14 protein-coding genes are annotated in these 15,114 nt (G+C 73.3%); 3 read left to right on the forward strand and 11 right to left on the reverse strand.

The annotated features are described in order from the left end of the window. Positions 1–130 precede the first annotated feature (130 nt). Entirely contained in the window at positions 131–973 is an 843-nt protein-coding gene (locus NRK68_RS18075) for a diacylglycerol kinase family protein (RefSeq protein ID WP_183066716.1), read from the forward strand. 319 nt (positions 974–1,292) lie between these two features. Here NRK68_RS18075 and NRK68_RS18080 read toward each other — a convergent pair whose 3' ends face one another. The 7 genes from NRK68_RS18080 to NRK68_RS18110 form a co-directional block, all read right to left on the reverse strand. Beyond that, a complete protein-coding gene (locus NRK68_RS18080; protein WP_183066544.1) occupies positions 1,293–2,501 on the reverse strand; it encodes a cytochrome P450 in 1,209 nt (402 codons plus the stop codon). A gap of 79 nt (positions 2,502–2,580) precedes the next feature. Further along, a complete protein-coding gene (locus tag NRK68_RS18085; RefSeq protein WP_183066545.1) occupies positions 2,581–3,240 on the reverse strand; it encodes a response regulator in 660 nt (219 codons plus the stop codon). Next, positions 3,237–4,574, reverse strand: coding sequence for a sensor histidine kinase (locus NRK68_RS18090; protein ID WP_183066546.1), 1,338 nt, complete (start codon positions 4,572–4,574; stop codon positions 3,237–3,239). The genes NRK68_RS18085 and NRK68_RS18090 overlap by 4 nt, the downstream gene beginning before the upstream one ends. Positions 4,575–4,662: 88 nt before the next feature. After that, positions 4,663–5,334, reverse strand: a complete 672-nt coding sequence (locus NRK68_RS18095; RefSeq protein WP_183066547.1) for a response regulator — start codon at positions 5,332–5,334, stop codon at positions 4,663–4,665. Then, complete coding sequence (locus tag NRK68_RS18100) at positions 5,331–6,686, reverse strand: sensor histidine kinase (RefSeq protein ID WP_183066548.1); 1,356 nt, start codon at positions 6,684–6,686, stop codon at positions 5,331–5,333. Before NRK68_RS18100 ends, NRK68_RS18095 begins: the two co-directional genes overlap by 4 nt. Next, positions 6,679–7,869 carry an acyltransferase family protein gene (locus NRK68_RS18105; RefSeq protein ID WP_183066549.1) on the reverse strand — a complete coding sequence of 397 codons (1,191 nt, stop codon included), beginning with the start codon at positions 7,867–7,869 and terminating at the stop codon, positions 6,679–6,681. Before NRK68_RS18105 ends, NRK68_RS18100 begins: the two co-directional genes overlap by 8 nt. Further along, positions 7,862–8,962 carry an alpha/beta hydrolase gene (locus NRK68_RS18110; RefSeq protein ID WP_183066550.1) on the reverse strand — a complete coding sequence of 367 codons (1,101 nt, stop codon included), beginning with the start codon at positions 8,960–8,962 and terminating at the stop codon, positions 7,862–7,864. Before NRK68_RS18110 ends, NRK68_RS18105 begins: the two co-directional genes overlap by 8 nt. Positions 8,963–9,176: 214 nt before the next feature. Here NRK68_RS18110 and NRK68_RS18115 point away from each other — a divergent pair, with 214 nt between their 5' ends. Further along, positions 9,177–9,671 carry an HIT family protein gene (locus NRK68_RS18115; protein WP_183066551.1) on the forward strand — a complete coding sequence of 165 codons (495 nt, stop codon included), beginning with the start codon at positions 9,177–9,179 and terminating at the stop codon, positions 9,669–9,671. Positions 9,672–9,917: 246 nt separating this feature from the next. Here the strand turns inward: NRK68_RS18115 and NRK68_RS18120 are convergent, their stop codons facing one another. The 4 genes from NRK68_RS18120 to NRK68_RS18135 form a co-directional block, all read right to left on the reverse strand. Further along, positions 9,918–10,307 (reverse strand): nuclear transport factor 2 family protein, encoded by a 390-nt coding sequence (locus tag NRK68_RS18120; protein ID WP_183066552.1) that lies wholly within the window; start codon positions 10,305–10,307, stop codon positions 9,918–9,920. Positions 10,308–10,388: 81 nt separating this feature from the next. Beyond that, positions 10,389–12,032 (reverse strand): serine/threonine-protein kinase, encoded by a 1,644-nt coding sequence (locus NRK68_RS18125; protein WP_257856226.1) that lies wholly within the window; start codon positions 12,030–12,032, stop codon positions 10,389–10,391. Between the two features lie 179 nt (positions 12,033–12,211). Next, positions 12,212–12,652, reverse strand: a complete 441-nt coding sequence (locus NRK68_RS18130; protein WP_308296202.1) for a MarR family winged helix-turn-helix transcriptional regulator — start codon at positions 12,650–12,652, stop codon at positions 12,212–12,214. 142 nt (positions 12,653–12,794) lie between these two features. Further along, the gene (locus tag NRK68_RS18135) at positions 12,795–13,424 is read right to left on the reverse strand and encodes a DJ-1/PfpI family protein (protein ID WP_183066555.1); all 630 of its coding nucleotides are present in this window, start codon (positions 13,422–13,424) and stop codon (positions 12,795–12,797) included. Between the two features lie 299 nt (positions 13,425–13,723). Here NRK68_RS18135 and NRK68_RS18140 point away from each other — a divergent pair, with 299 nt between their 5' ends. Next, the gene (locus tag NRK68_RS18140; RefSeq protein ID WP_257856227.1) at positions 13,724–15,082 is read left to right on the forward strand and encodes an aspartate aminotransferase family protein; all 1,359 of its coding nucleotides are present in this window, start codon (positions 13,724–13,726) and stop codon (positions 15,080–15,082) included. The last annotated feature ends 32 nt before the right edge of the window (positions 15,083–15,114 follow it).

Raw genomic sequence — 15,114 nt, forward strand, 5'->3', positions numbered from 1 at the left:
GATGTACGCGGGCTGAACCGTCGGACGGGTTGCCCCGGAATAGACGAAGGCCCTGGCGCAATAGCGCAAGGGCCTCTTGCACAAAGATGCTACCCGAGGAAGGACCGAGGTGTCGGCTCCAGAGCCCACCATGAGCGAAGCGGGCGCGCCGGTAGGCGGTCTGCTGGTGCTCGTCGACCCGGTCGCCCGCCGTCTTGACGGCGAGTCCGTGCGGATCGCGAAAGATGTGTTGTCAGCGGGCGCGGCGGCGAAGATCTGCCTCCCGGATTCGCAGGAGGAGTTTGCGCGGGCGCTCGCCCGCCGGGGTCATCGGCAGCCGGTGGTCGTGGGCGACGACCGGGCGCTGGTGCGCACCGTGGCGCTGCTGCACCGGCAGCGGGGGCTGGGTGAGAGCGCTCTGGCGCTGGTTCCGGTGGGGCCGGTGGGGTCCCTGGCGCTGGCGAGGTCTTTGGGCGTGCCCGAGTCCGCCGTGGCGGCGGCCCGGGCGGTGCTCGACGGGTCGGTGCGGGTGTGCGACCTGCTGGTCGACGACAGTGACGGGGTGGTGCTGGGCGAGTTGCGGATCCCGCCGCTGCGGGGGCCGGAGCGGGGGGTCCCGCGGCCGGCCGGGCCGTCGGTGTGGAGCGCGTACCGCTCGCTGGTGCGCACGCTGGTCCGCCCGGTGGCGGCGGCGGGCGGGGTGGGCGGCGGGCACCACCGGCTGCGGGTGGAGGCCGACGGGGTCGTGCTGGCCGATGTGGACCAGCCCGTGGCGGACGTCTCGGTGCGCACGCGGGGCGACGGGGAACCGGCGGAGGTGTCGGTGCGCACGGGCGGCGGATTCGGCGGCTCTACGGTGACGGCCCGGGCGAAGACGGTGACGGTGTCCGGGGCGGACTTCCGCTACCGCGCCGACGGCGCGATGACCGGCCCGGTCCGCCGCCGTACGTGGACGCTGCGCCCCGGGGCATGGACGCTGACCCTGCCCCGCTGACCCAGGCCGCGGCCGAGGCGGGGCCGTGACCGGGGCCGTGACGGGGCCGGCGCCGCAGCCGTGACCGGCGCCGCAGCCGTGACCGGGGCCGGTGACGGTGACGGTGACGGGGCGGTGGCCGGTGCCGTGACCCGAGCCGGTGACGGGGCGGTGGCCGGTGCCGTGACCCGAGCCGGTGACGGGGCGGTGGCCGGTGCCGTGACCGGGGAATCGTGTCGTGGTCCCCGCTCCTGGTCCTGACCGCCCCGGCGGCGGCCCTGACGGCGGCCGGCCTCGCCGCCCTGCGCCGCCGCGACATCACCGGCTGAGTCCCGAACGCTCAGAACTCCACGAGCAGGCGTTCCAGCCCGCGGATGACGTACCCGTCCCGCCACCGCGGCTCCTCGACGAGCCGCATCGGCGGGACGCCGTCCGCCAGCAGCGCCCCGAACGAGGCCTCCAGTTCCCGCCGCGCCAGCGGCGCCCCCAGGCAGTAGTGGATCCCGGCCCCGAAGGTCAGGTGGGGATTGTCGGCCCGTTCCAGGTCCAGGGTGTCGGGGTCCTCGAAGCGCGCGGGATCCCGGTTGGCGGATCCGAAGAGCAGCGCGACCTCGGCCCCGCGAGGGATGTCGGTGTCGCCGACCCGGATGTCGTCGAGCACCCAGCGTTCGAACATCTGGAGCGGAGTGTCGTACCGCATGAGTTCATCCACAGCTGTGGACAACTTTTCGGGATCGTGACCGGCACGCAGCGCGGCGAGCCGGTCGGGGTTGCGGAACAGTGCCCACCACCCGTTGACCGTGGTGTTGACGGTGGCCTCGTGCCCGGCGTTCAGCAGCAGGACACAGGTGGAGATCATCTCCTGTTCGCTGAGCCGCCCCTCGTCATCATGGGCGGCGATCAGTCCGGAGATCAGATCCTCGCCGGGGTGCGCCCGCCGCTCCGCGATCAGCTCCCGCAGGTACGCGCTGAACTCGACGCTCGCCCGCACGGCGCGCCGCGCCGTCTCCTCGTCCGGCCGGAGCTCGAACATCCCGCAGATGTCCGCCGACCAGGGCCGCAGCAGCCCCCGGTCCGCCTCCGGCACCCCCAGCAACTCCGCGATCACCGCCACCGGCAGCGGCTCGGCGACGACCGTGAGCAGGTCCCCGCCCCCGTCCGCGAGCAGCCGCCCCACCAGTTCCCCGGCCATCCGTTGCACGGCCGGCACCAGCCGCTCCACCGTCCGCGGGGTGAAGGCCTTCGCCACCAGCCTGCGCACCCGCGCGTGCGCGGGATCCTCCAGGTCCAGCAGGCCGTTGCCGTTGAGCACGTGGAAGGGCTCGTGCTCCGGCGGCGGCGCCTGCCGCCCGAACTCCTCGTGCGTGAACCGGTGGAGGTAGGTCCGCCCCAGCCGCCGGTCCCGCAGCAGTGCGCTCACATCGGCGTAGTGCGGCACGAGCCACTGCCCGGTGGCCTCCCACCAGATGGCTCGCCCCCGCTCCCTCAACTCCCGGTAGGCCGGGTACGGATCGGCGACGAACGCGGCATCCCACGGATCAAAGCCCATCCCCGCAGCCTAGGGGGTGCCCGCCGGATCAGGGCCGGGCCGGGCCGCCGGACACCCGCTGAGGGCTGTGCCTGCCGGATCAGGCCGGTGTCACCAGGCGGGTCTCATAGGCGAACACCGCCGCCTGCGTCCGGTCGCGCAGGCCCAGCTTCACCAGGATCCGGCTCACATGAGTCTTGATCGTGGACTCCGCGACGATCAGCCGGTCGGCTATCTCCGCGTTGGACAGCCCCTGTGCGATCAGGATCAGCACCTCGGTCTCCCGTTCCGTCAGCTCGCCCACCCCCTCCGGATCCGCGAGCTTGCGCGCCTCGGAGATCTTCGAGAACTCCGCGATCAGCCGCTTGGTCACCGAGGGCGCCAGCAGCGCCTCGCCGGCCGCCACCACCCTTACCCCGTCGGCCAGCTGACGGGCCGACGCGTCCTTCAGCAGGAATCCGGACGCTCCCGCCCGCAGTGCCTGGTACACGTACTCGTCGAGGTCGAAGGTCGTCAGGACCAGCACCTTCGCGTCCGTGTCCGCGGCGACGATCTCCCGTGTCGCCTCCAGGCCGTTCATCTGCGGCATCCGGATGTCCATCAGCACCACGTCCGGCCGCAGCGCGGCCACCTGCGCGATGGCCTCCCGGCCGTCGACCGCCTCGCCGACCACCTCGATACCGTCCATGGCGTTCAGCAGAACGGAGAACCCCTCGCGGACCATCATCTGGTCGTCGACGATCAGCACTCTGATCGTCATACCGTCCCCTCCCGAGGCTCGGGCGCCGGCTCGGGACGGTGGGGGACCGGAATGAACACCGCGACCTCGTACCCGCCCGACTCCGTCCGCGCGGCCGTCATCTCCCCCTCCAGCATGGCCACCCGCTCCCGCATCCCGGTGATCCCGTGGCCGGCCCCGGCGGAGGGCGGCACGTCCCCGGTCGGCGCCTCGTTGACGACGCGTATCCCCAGACCGCCCAGCACGTACGACACCTCCACCCCGGCCGCCGCGCCCGGCGCGTGCCGCAGGGTGTTGCTCAGGGCCTCCTGGATGATCCGGAACGCCGACAGCTCCACGCCCTGCGGCAGCTCCCGCACCGCACCCGTGACCGTTTTCTCCACGCTCAGTCCGGCCTCGCGCACATTGGCCAGCAGCCCGTCCAGCGAGGCCAGCGTCGGCTGCGGGGCCTCCGGCGCCTCGTAGTCCGCGGACCGCACCACACCCAGCACCCGCCGCAGCTCCGTCAGGGCCGCCACCGCGTTCTCCCGGATGGTGGCGAACGCCGCCTCCAGCTCCGGTGGCGGGTTCTTCACCCGGTACGGAGCGGCCTCCGCCTGGATCGCCACCACCGACATGTGGTGCGCCACCACATCGTGCAGCTCCCGCGCGATCGTGGTCCGCTCCTCCAGCAGCGTCCGCTTGTCCCGCTCGACGGCCGTGACCTCCTGCTGCGCGCTCACCTCCGCCTTCGCGTGCCGGCGTATCTGGAAACTGCCGGCGACCACCAGGGCGAAGGCCGAGGTCACCGCCATCGCCGGCGCGTTCGACCCCCACTCGCCGCTGAAGACCACGGAGAGCGCGGTGCCCAGCGCGAGGGTCAGGGCCCACATCCAGGCCGCCACCCGGGGGCCGGTCCGCAGCGTGACGAGGACCATGACCACGATGTAGGAGAAGAAGGCGCCGGGGGTCCAGGGCCAGTTGCCGCTACCACCGAGGGCGGCCAGGACCACCGTCATCGCGACGGCCGCCCACCACGCCCCGATCGGCCGCACCAGCGTCATCAGGACGGGAACCGCGGCTGTCAGACCCATGACGAACTGCCCCAGATCACCGAGATAGCTCGACTGCCCCTCCACCGTGAAGAGCACGGCGACGAAGGCCAGCAGTCCCACCGCCATGTGCCGCCGCCACGGCGCGTACTGGCGTATCGCCCGGGGGAGCAGCCGCGAGAAGCGCCCCGGGGGGCCCGCCAGGGGCAGCGGCCGGTAGGCGAAGGCATCGGTGAGGAGGTCCTGGCGCAGGGTCGCGATCGCCTCCGATGCCAGTCGGAATTCAGGCGTCCGGGCTGTCCCCCCGGTGGTCGTCTCGGTCATACGCACAACCGTAGGTCTGTACCGCCTTCGTCCGCGTCGCCGCTGATGGGGATTTCCCCGGGTCCCTCTCAAGTACTACGCGGGCCCGTCAGTAGCCCGCCGGACGGATCAGACCGGTCTCGTACGCGAAGACCGCCGCCTGCGTCCGGTCCCGCAGGCCGAGCTTCACCAGGATCCGGCTCACATGCGTCTTCACCGTCTGCTCGGCCAGGACCAGGTGCTCGGAGATTTCCGCGTTCGACAGGCCCTGCGCGATCAGCGACAGCACCTCGGTCTCCCGCTCGGTCAGCGCGTCGATCCGGGCCCGCGACGGCGCGCGCGGCGCCCCCAGCCGGGAGAACTCCGTGATCAGCCGTTTGGTGATGTTCGGGGAGAGCAGCGCCTCGCCCGCGGCCACCACCCGCACCGCCTCGGCGAGCTGATCGGCGGAAGCGTCCTTCAGCAGGAACCCGGAAGCCCCGGCCCGCAGCGCCTCGTACACGTACTCGTCGAGGTCGAAGGTGGTCAGCACCAGCACCTTCACCGCGGAGTCGGGGACGCGGGTGATCACGGACGTGGCTTCGATGCCACCCATGCCCGGCATGCGGATGTCCATCAGCACCACGTCCGGAGCCAGCTCGGCGACCTTCGCGACGGCGTCCGCCCCGTCCACCGCCTGCCCCACGACCTCTATGTCGGGCTGGGCGTCGAGCAGCACGGTGAAGCCCTGCCGCACCATCATCTGGTCGTCGGCGATCATCACCTTGATCGGGGTGCTCATGGGGCCTTCTTCGTCTCGTGGCCGGTACCGGCGGCCGGGTTCTGCGGATCCATCGGAAGCACGGCGCTGACCTCGTACCCGCCGTCGGGACGTGGGCCCGCGGCCAGTTCGCCACCCAGCATGCCCGCCCGCTCCCGCATCCCCAGCAGCCCGTGCCCCGCTCCCTGCGACGGCGGGGCCGGCCGGGTCGGCGCACTGTTGGCGATGCACAGGTGCAGCTCGCGCGGGCCGTAGGCGACACCCACCTCCACCCGCGAACCGGGCGCATGGCGAAGACAGTTGCTCAGCGCCTCCTGCACGATCCGGTACGCGGTGAGCTCGACGCCGGGGGCCAGCGACCGGCGGATGCCCGCGACCTCGGTGGTGACGTCCAGCCCCGCCCCCCGCACGTTGTCCACGAGGCCGGCCAGCTCGGCGAGGGTCGGCTGCGGATGCTGCGGGGCGGCGGGATCACCGGGCTGCTCCGAGCGCAGCACCCCCAGCACCCGGCGCAGCTCCGTGAGGGCCTCCAGCGCGTTCTCCCGGATGCCCGCCAGGTTCTCCCTGAGTTCCTCCGACGGGTTCTCCACGAGGTGCGGGGCGACCTGTGCCTGGATGGAGATCACCGACATGTGGTGCGCGACGACGTCGTGCAGCTCGCGGGCGATACGGCTGCGCTCCTCCAGCAGGGTGCGCCGGGCCCGTTCCTCCGCGGTGAGGGTCTCCTGCTCGACCAGCTCGCCACGGGCCAGCCGCAGGGCGCGCAGCGCGTACCCGAGGAGCCCGACGAAGCCGAAGAGGACGGATGCCGGCAGGGAGGAGATCTGGCTTCCGTCCGGATGGAAGGTCAGCTCGGCCGCGCCGGTGAGGGCGACGGAGACGCCGACGACCCATATGGTCACCCGCGGCGGCACCCGGAGGGCGACCAGCAGCAGTACGGGGGCGAACGCGAACATCCCGCCCGGTGTCCAGGGCCAGGTCTGGCCCTGTCCGACGTTGTCGTGGATCATCCAGGCGATCCAGCCCGCGGCGAGCAGTCCCAGCCACCAGGCCGCGATCGGGCGGAACATCGCCAGCCAGATGGACAGCGCCGTCAGCAGCGCGACCGCCAGCGGCGGCCCGCCCTTGACGTGGTAGTGGTCCATGAGCTGCTCGGTGGTGAGGAACCCGAAGAACACCGCCGCATACGCGACGAACACGTGCGGCAGCCGGGCCAGCCATTTCGGCCGCCCCAGTCCGGGAAGGGGATCGCGCCGCATGGTGAACAGTTCCAGGGCCAACGCCATGCGCGGTCCCACGCCCTGGGCGGGCACGGCGGGCTTCGGCTCGGCCGGGGACAGGCGCTGCTCGTTCACGTCGGTCAGCCTAGGCATGGGTGATCTCCTTGGCGGAAGGCCCCGGGGCACGGCGGGCGGCGGTGACCGCGCCCGCCCGGGAACGCCGGTCCTGTTCGTGTATGCGGAACGCCGCCCAGCAGAGCCCCAGCGCGGCCGCGAACACCGGCAGCCACAGCACCCGGACCGCTATCCAGCCCACCGAGTCGGGCGCGGTGTGCAGCCCGGGCAGCCGGGCCGGGAGCAGCAGCCCGAGGGCGGTGACGGCCATCATGGCGGTCTGGTGCCACAGGAAGACCGTCATGGCGGAGCGGTTCACCCACGCCACCCTCGCCCAGGCGGCGGGCCTGCGCATGAGCCGGGCCAGTCGGTCGCGGGCCAGCAGGGCCAGCCCGCACTGGGCCAGTCCGAACGCGACCACGGCAAGGGTCGGCGGGTCCAGGTTCGAGACGTCCGCCCCCGGCACGCCCACCATGGACGCCGGATACCCGCCCCACAGCACCAGCGCGCAGGCGGCCGCCGCGGCCGCCGCGACGAGGAGCAGGAGCCGGCCGCGCCGGGCGAAGGCCCCGCGCGACCACGCGGCGCCCAGCGTGAAGGGGACCAGCCAGCCGGCGGCCACGTTGACCCAGCCGATCCACTCGGGCCCGCCGGGCCCGAAGCGCCACAGGTCGACGCCCGCCACCACGGCGGCCGGCCACAGCGGGTGGAGCCGGGCCACGAGCGGAGTCGCGGCGGTGAGCGCGGCGAACACCAGCAGGAACCACAGCGGCGACAGGACCAGCCGGACCAGCGTCCGTACGGTGTCGAACTCCACCCCGCCGAGGAGCATCCCGCCCGCCACGACCGTCCAGAGGACGAGCACCGCGGCGACCGGCCGGAACAGCCGGCCCAGCCGCTGCCCGACCCAGGCCCCGTACGAGATGCCCCGCTCGCGCGCCGAGGCGTACCCGCGGGCGGCGACGCGGCCGCCGACGAGGAAGAAGACGGCCAGCGTCTGGAACACCCACGACACCGGGGCCAGCCAGGGCATGTGCAGCAGCGGGCTGGTGCCGCGCAGACCGCCGTCGGCGACGGTCAGGGAGGTGACCAGCCAGTGGCCGAGGACGACCCCGAGGATCGCCAGGGCCCGGAGGGCGTCCACGGCCCGGTCCCGGCCGGCCGGCGTGGCCGCCTCGATGTCCGCCGCCAGAGCGGACCAGCGCGCGCGAAGCTCACGCATGGCCGGCCTCCTCGACGGGAGCGGTGCCGAGGACGATGGCTGCCAGGGTGTCGAGGGACCGGGTGCCCGGCTTGAGATAGTCGCTGTGCCCGCCGGATCCGGCGTTGAACGCCCGCGCACCGAAGGCGGGGTCGACCGGGTCGGTGCCGAAGCCCAGCCCGCCGAGCCGGACGTGCGGCACGCCGGCTATCCAGTCGGCACCGCCGCGGCCGCTCCAGACCCGGGCCGTGGTGGGCAGCTCCCGGGCCGACGCGGCCCCCGTGCCTGGGCTGCCGAACAGGACCATGTCTCCGACCGCCGGTCCCGTCGCGGTCCGCGCGCAGACGACGGAACCGTAGGAGTGGCAGAGCAGCGAGAGCCGGGCGCCGGGCGCCGCCATGCCCGCCAACCGGTCGAGGAACGGCGCCAGTTCGGCCGCGGCATCGTCGGCCCGGCCGGCGGTCAGCACGGTCGTGCTGACCGTCCCCGGGGTGTCGTACCCGAGCCAGGCGACCACGGCGGAGCGCGGTCGCTCCGCCTGGAGGCGCTGCTGGAGGGCGACCGCACCGGACCGGAACCTCTCGTACGTGTCGAGGGTGGTGTCGGAGCCGGGCACCAGGACGGCGACCCGCTCGGCGGTCTCCAGGTCACCGAACACCTCCACGGCCCGGCCCCTGCCGCGGCCGTCGAAGGTCAGGAACTGCGCCGTGCCGGCCGCCGCCATGGCCCGCAGCCGGTCGGCCCGTCCGACGCGGTCGGCGTCCTCGGCCATACGGACCGCCTCGGCGAGGTTGGCCCGGTGAGCGGCATACCGGCTCCGGAGCGAGGCGTCCTCGGTGAACACGGCGGGCGCCGGGGCCGGCGCCTGCGCGGAGGCGGCGGCGGATACCGGGACGACCACGGCGGCCGCGATCAGCGACGCCAGCAGCGTACGACGCAGCCGCCCCCCACGGGCCCCCGCCCGCCGGGAGCCGAACGCGGCTGCACCCGAGCCGACTTCCCCCGCCCCCGCAGCCCCCGCCCCCGCCCCCTCCGACCCAGCCCCCGCCGCCGTCCGTGCCGTGCCCGCGGTCCCGGCGGTGCCCGCCGTCCGTGCCGCCGTCCCCGTCGCCATGAGGTGTTCCTTCGGTCTCCCGGAAGAGCCGTCAGCGCCCTTCTCCACTGCCGAAGTTAGAAATCGCCGCCCCTCGTCGGCGTCCCGCCACGGAGCCGTGTCCGTACGTAGCTCTTAGGTATGACGGCAGATACTCCAGAGCCACGACGCGTCCGGCGGCCCGCCTCGACGAGAAGCCAACATCGAGCCGCACAAGACCACTTGGAGGAAGGCGATGACCGAGGAAGACTGGCGTCACGATCGCATCGGCAGCGCACACCGCGGGACGAACCCGACCGTCCTGCGCCGCCTCGACGCCGCCTTCGCGGTCATCGGGGACCGGCAGTTCCTCCCCGGCTACTCGGTCCTGCTGACCGACGACCCGGCCGCGACCCGGCTCTCGGACCTGCCCCGGCCCCGCAGGGCCGCGTACCTAGCGGACACGGAACGCCTGGCCGAGGCCGTCGAGCGATCCTGTGCGCGGCTCGATCCGGCCTTCCGCCGGGTGAACATCGAGATCCTCGGCAACACCGACCCGTACCTCCACGCCCACGTCTGGCCCCGCTACGACTGGGAGCCGGCCGACCGCGTCCGGCGGCCCGTGTGGCTGTACGACGAGGAGGAGTGCTGGCGTGGCGAGCGGCACGCGCTGGCTCCGCGCCACGACGCGCTGCGGGCGGCGATCGGCGAGGAACTGGACCGGCTCGGAGCAGTCGGCCCGTGGGCCTGACCGGCGGGCGGCTCCCGGTCGCGTCGTCGCCACTCGCACACCGAAGCCGATCAGGACGACCCCGTCACCCGTGGCAGCGGGATACGGCGCGCCGGGTGACGATCGCCCACGTCGGGACCAAGTTTGGACCGGTCGGGACCAAGTTTGGACCGGGCGGGACCGGGTCGGGACCCGGGTCGGGACCGGGGACGAGAGTGAGGAGCGCCAGCACCCCGGTCGCGCCGAGGAGCGCGGTGAGCACGCGGCTCAGTCTGCCGCCATGGGTTCGACGTATCCCGCCCGCCAGCGCGGGGCCGGGTCCTGGCCGGGGCTCGTCCAGTACTCCCTCGCCCCCACGATCTCCCCGTCGCGCACCGTCCACAGGGAGACGGCCCGGTAGACGACGTGATCCTGGGGCATCTCGACCTCGGTGACGACGTCGTCCCCGTCGGCCAGGATCCGCAGCACTCTCACGGGCTTCTCGTCCGAGTAGCCGTCGTCGCTGTTCACCGCGATGAAGTTGGCGCGCCCGACGATGCGCTCACCGCTCACGGGCCACTCGATGACGGCGTCCTCGGCGATGAGCCCGGCCACGCCGTCCCAGTCACGTGCCTCGATCCGCTCCCACAGTCGTGCCACAACCCTCAACGGCTCCATGTGCCGCAGTGTCCGACAGCACCTTCGTGCGCAACAAGCTTTGTTTGCAGGCTTATTGACCTCGACACAAACGGGTCCCGGTCACTGCCTGCGGTAGTCGAGCGGGGGGCTGTCGCTGCCCGCGAGCTCTCTGCGCAGGGCGCCACCGGGCAGCAGCAGGAGGCGGCTCCGGCCGCCCGCCGTGCAGGTCGGCGGGGCGCCGGAGGTGACGGTGGATGCTTCCAGCTCCACAGGGTCGTGGGCGCTGCGCAGGGGCGCGGTCCAGGCACAGCCGAATCCGGGGTCCAGGACGGACAGCGCCATCACCGGCTCGCCGACTCCGCCGCGCGTGAGGGTGAGCCGCCAGGTCTGGCTGCCGCGTACGGCCTGCCAGGTGCCGACGTAGGCCTCGGGCAGGCTGCCGGACACCGGGGCAACCGAAGCCACCGGGGCCGGCGCGGCACCCAGGGGCGAGGCGGAAGCCGAAGCGGAGCCAGCACCCGACGTCGTGCCCGATCCGGCCGCCGATCCGGACGCCGACCCGGAGGCCGATCCGGACCCCGTCTCCGACCCCGCACCCACGATCGAGCCCGCGCCGGTCGACACCGGTGTACGGGGGCCCGTGACAGGCGGTCGCGGATCCTCGGCCCCGCTCATCACCGCGTACACCGTGCCGGCCGAGAGGCCCGCGACGACCGCGGCGACCACGAGGAGCACGGCGGTGGACGCCGTCCAGGGCCTGGCCGGAGGTTCCGGTTCCAGCGGCGGGCACGCGGAGTAGGAGGGCGGCAGCGGAGGCGTCGTCGGCACCGCGCGGTCCGGCCCGGCGTCCTCGCGGTCCAGCAGCTGTACGGCGTGCCTCCCGAGCAGGGCCACCAGCGGAGCCGGTAACCAGGGCTCCAGGGCCCTCCCGTCGGCCACGGTGTCGTCGGCGCCGACCCGGGCCAGTACCTCGGCGGGTCCGGGCCGCGCGCCCGGATCCCGGTGCAGACAGTCCCGTACGAGGTCCAGCAGCTCGCCCGGTACGCCGGCCAGGTCGGGTTCCGCTTCGGTGCTGCGCAGCAGGAGCGCCGCCAGACCGCCGGGCTGCTCCGCGTCACCGAAGGGAAGTCGCCCGGTGGCCGCGTACGCCAGGACGGCGCCGAGGCAGAAGACGTCGCACGCGGCGGTCACGGGCTCGCCGCGGATCTGCTCGGGGGCCATGTATCCGGGGGAGCCGATGACCTCGCCGGCCCGGGTCAGGCCCGCGTCGTACCCGGTGGGCGCGCGGGCGATGCCGAAGTCGATGACGCGCGGGCCGTCGAGGGTGATCAGGACGTTCGAGGGCTTCAGATCGCGGTGGACGATCCCGGCGCGGTGGATGTCCAGGAGGGCGTGCGCCAGGCCCGCGGCCAGGATCCGTAACGAACGGGCCGGCAGCGGGCCCATGTCGTGGGCGACGACGCGGCGCAGGCTCGGTCCGGCGACGTAGCCGGTGGCGAACCAGGGGGTCGCGGCCTCGGTGTCGGCGTCGAGGACCGGGGCGGTCCATTCGCCGCCGACCCGACGGGCCGCCGCGACCTCCTGGCGGAAGCGGATGCGGAACTCCTCCCGCGCGGCGAGTTCGTGGTGGACCAGCTTGACCGCGACGGTGCGGCCGCGGTCGGAGCGGGCGAGGTAGACCTGGCCCATGCCGCCGGCGCCGAGCCGGGACAGCAGGCGGTAGGGGCCGATGCGGTGCGGGTCGTGCGGCTGCAGTTGTTCCATGGCCGGGTGGTCCTCCCCCTGCTGGCCGAACAGCTCCGCCGGGAAAGACGGCCGGGGGCGCCCGCCGGTTGCCTCCGGTCACCCCCTCGGGGGGCCCGAATCCTTGCGCGAACCGGAGCGCCGGCCGGAAAGGGGGCTGCCCGCAGACCCCTGCCCGGCCGGCCCCTCGGAGCGGCGGCTCAGGCAGGACCGCCCGGACCAGCCGCATCGGCCGGATCGTGCGCCGCGGGCAGGGTGTCCAGTGCCGCGGCGAGGCGCTCCAGGACGCCCACCGTCTCCGCGAAGGCCGCGTCGCCCAGCTCCGCCGCGAGGCGGGCGGCCATGGCCGAGTGGCCCGGGCCGATCCGGTCCACGGCCGCGCGGCCCTCCTCCGTCGGCCGCAGCAGCTTCGCCCGCCGGTGGGCGGGGTTCGGCGCGTACTCCGCGAGGCCCTTGGCGACGAGCAGGTCCGCGATGCGCTGGACGCTCTGCCGGGTGATCCCCATGTTCCGGGCGATTCCCGCGACGGGCAGGGGCTCCCGCAGCACCGCTCCCAGCACCTGCCACCACGCGGCGGTCAGCCCGGCCGGCCGCGCCAGCTCCTCGGAGAGGGAGAGGAACTGGCCGTTCAGCCGGAACACCCCGAGTGCGGTGCGGCTCAGCAGGTCCTGCCGGGTCCGGGCGGACCCGGTGGGCGACGGCTCAGACGGCTCAAGCGTCGGCGACGGCTCACGTCTCGGCGACGGTGACGGCTCGCGTATCGGCGACGGTGACGGTGACGGCTCAAGCATCGCCGGCCTCCGACGCCGCCATCAGGACCGGGTAGGCGTTCTCGTCCGAGTGGTGGAAGAGCCCGTACCAGGCGTCCAGGACGTCCGGCTTGTAGACGTCCAGGCGGGCGAAGACCTCGCGGGCGAAGGCGACCGGCTCCGTCGGGCCCGCCGTGATCAGGTTCCCGTCGGTCACGGCATCGGCCTCGACGTAGTGCTCGGCGCCCTCGTATCCGGGCTGTTCGGCCAGGTAGAGGGACATCGCGCTGGTGTGGGTGCGCTCGTCCAGCAGGCCTTCGCGGGCGAGGCCCGCGGTGGCTCCGCAGATCGCCGCGACCGGCACACCGGCGTCCAGGAACTCCCGCGCCTTCGCCGCGAAGGGCGCCAGCTCGTCACCCGCGTCCCACAGTGCGGCCCCGGTGAGGATCAGCAGCGAGGAGTCCTCCGGTCGCAGTTCCGCCAGGGCCAGGTCAGGCTGGATCCGGACGCCGCCCATGGTGGTGACCGGCGCTTCGGCTGCGAAGCCGACCGTCCGCACGGCGTGGCCGCGTTGGGTGAGGTGTGCGGTGGTGTGGCCGGTCTCCCAGTCCGCGTACGTGTCGTAGACCGCGAGGTGGACGGGCTTGTGTGCGGTCTCGCTCATGGTGGTTCGCCTCCAGCGTCGGGTGGTGCCAGGTGCTTGCGGTGCTCGTAGTGCCTCGTGGCGCTTGCGGTGCTCGTGGTACGTGCGTTGCCTGCGGTGCCTGCGGCGGGTGTCGCGGGCCGTCCCTGTGCCGGCCTTCCACGAAAGGCGCCTATGACAAGAGACTGTCATAACGACAGGATGCTGTCAATACTTCCTCCGGGTGCTCGGGTGGCGCAGACAGACTGCCGAGACCCGCCCGCCACCCCCATACAGTCCGCCGATATCCCTCCCCACCTGCGCACTTCTAGCGTGACCCCATGACCCCTCATGCCACCCCGCACACCCTTGCCGCCGTGAAGGACGCAGATCGGAAGCACGTCTTCCATTCCTGGTCGGCCCAGGCCCTGATCGACCCGCTCGCCGTCGCGGGGGCCGAGGGCTCCTACTTCTGGGACTACGAGGGCAAGCGCTACCTCGACTTCTCCTCCCAGCTGGTCAACACCAACATCGGCCACCAGCACCCCAAGGTCGTCGCCGCGATCCAGGAGCAGGCCGCCCGGCTCTGCACCCTCGCGCCGGGCTTCGCCGTCGACGTGCGCTCCGAGGCCGCACGCCTCATCGCCGAGCGCACCCCCGGCGACCTCGACAAGATCTTCTTCACCAACGGCGGCGCCGAGGCCGTCGAGAACGCCGTCCGCATGGCCCGTCTGCACACGGGCCGCGCCAAGGTGCTCTCCACCTACCGCTCGTACCACGGGGCCACCGCCGCCGCGATCAACCTGACCGGCGACCCGCGCCGCTGGCCGTCCGACACGGCCGCCGCCGGCGTCGTGCACTTCTGGGGCCCGTACCTCTACCGTTCCGCCTTCCACGCGACCACCGAGGCCGAGGAGTGCGAGCGCGCCCTCGCCCACCTCGCCGACACCATCGCCTTCGAGGGCCCGCAGTCGATCGCGGCGATCATCCTCGAGACGGTGCCCGGGACCGCGGGCATCATGGTCCCGCCGGCCGGCTACCTCGCGGGCGTCCGCGAGCTCTGCGACCGCTACGGCATCGTCTTCATCCTCGACGAGGTCATGGCCGGCTTCGGCCGGACCGGCACGTGGTTCGCCGCCGAACACTGGGGCGTCACCCCCGATCTGATCACCTTCGCCAAGGGCGTCAACAGCGGCTACGTGCCGCTCGGCGGCGTGGCCATCTCGGGCGCCATCGCCGAGACCTTCGCGACCCGCCCCTACCCGGGCGGACTGACGTACTCCGGCCACCCGCTGGCCTGCGCCGCCGCCGTCGCGACGATCAACGCGATGGAGGAGGAGGGTGTCGTCGAGCACGCCGCCCACCTCGGCGAGAACGTGCTCGGCCCGGCGCTCGCGGAGCTCGCCGAGCGCCACCCCTCGGTCGGCGAGGTCCGCGGCCTCGGCGCCTTCTGGGCCCTGGAGCTCGTACGGGACAAGGAGACGCGCGAGCCGCTCGTCCCGTACAACGCGGCCGGTGCGGACAACGCCCCGATGGCCGAGTTCGCGGCGGCCTGCAAGGCCTCCGGCCTGTGGCCCTTCGTCAATATGAACCGGACCCACGTCGTCCCCGCGTGCACCATCACGGAGGCGGAGGCGAAGGAGGGTCTGGCCCTGCTGGACGAGGCGCTGACGGTCGCCGACCGCCACACCACGACCTAGATACGGCTCTCGTCCGCATAACGGTCCTGACC

The organism is Streptomyces yangpuensis, assembly GCF_024666385.1.
Classification (GTDB): Bacteria; Actinomycetota; Actinomycetes; order Streptomycetales; family Streptomycetaceae; genus Streptomyces; species Streptomyces yangpuensis.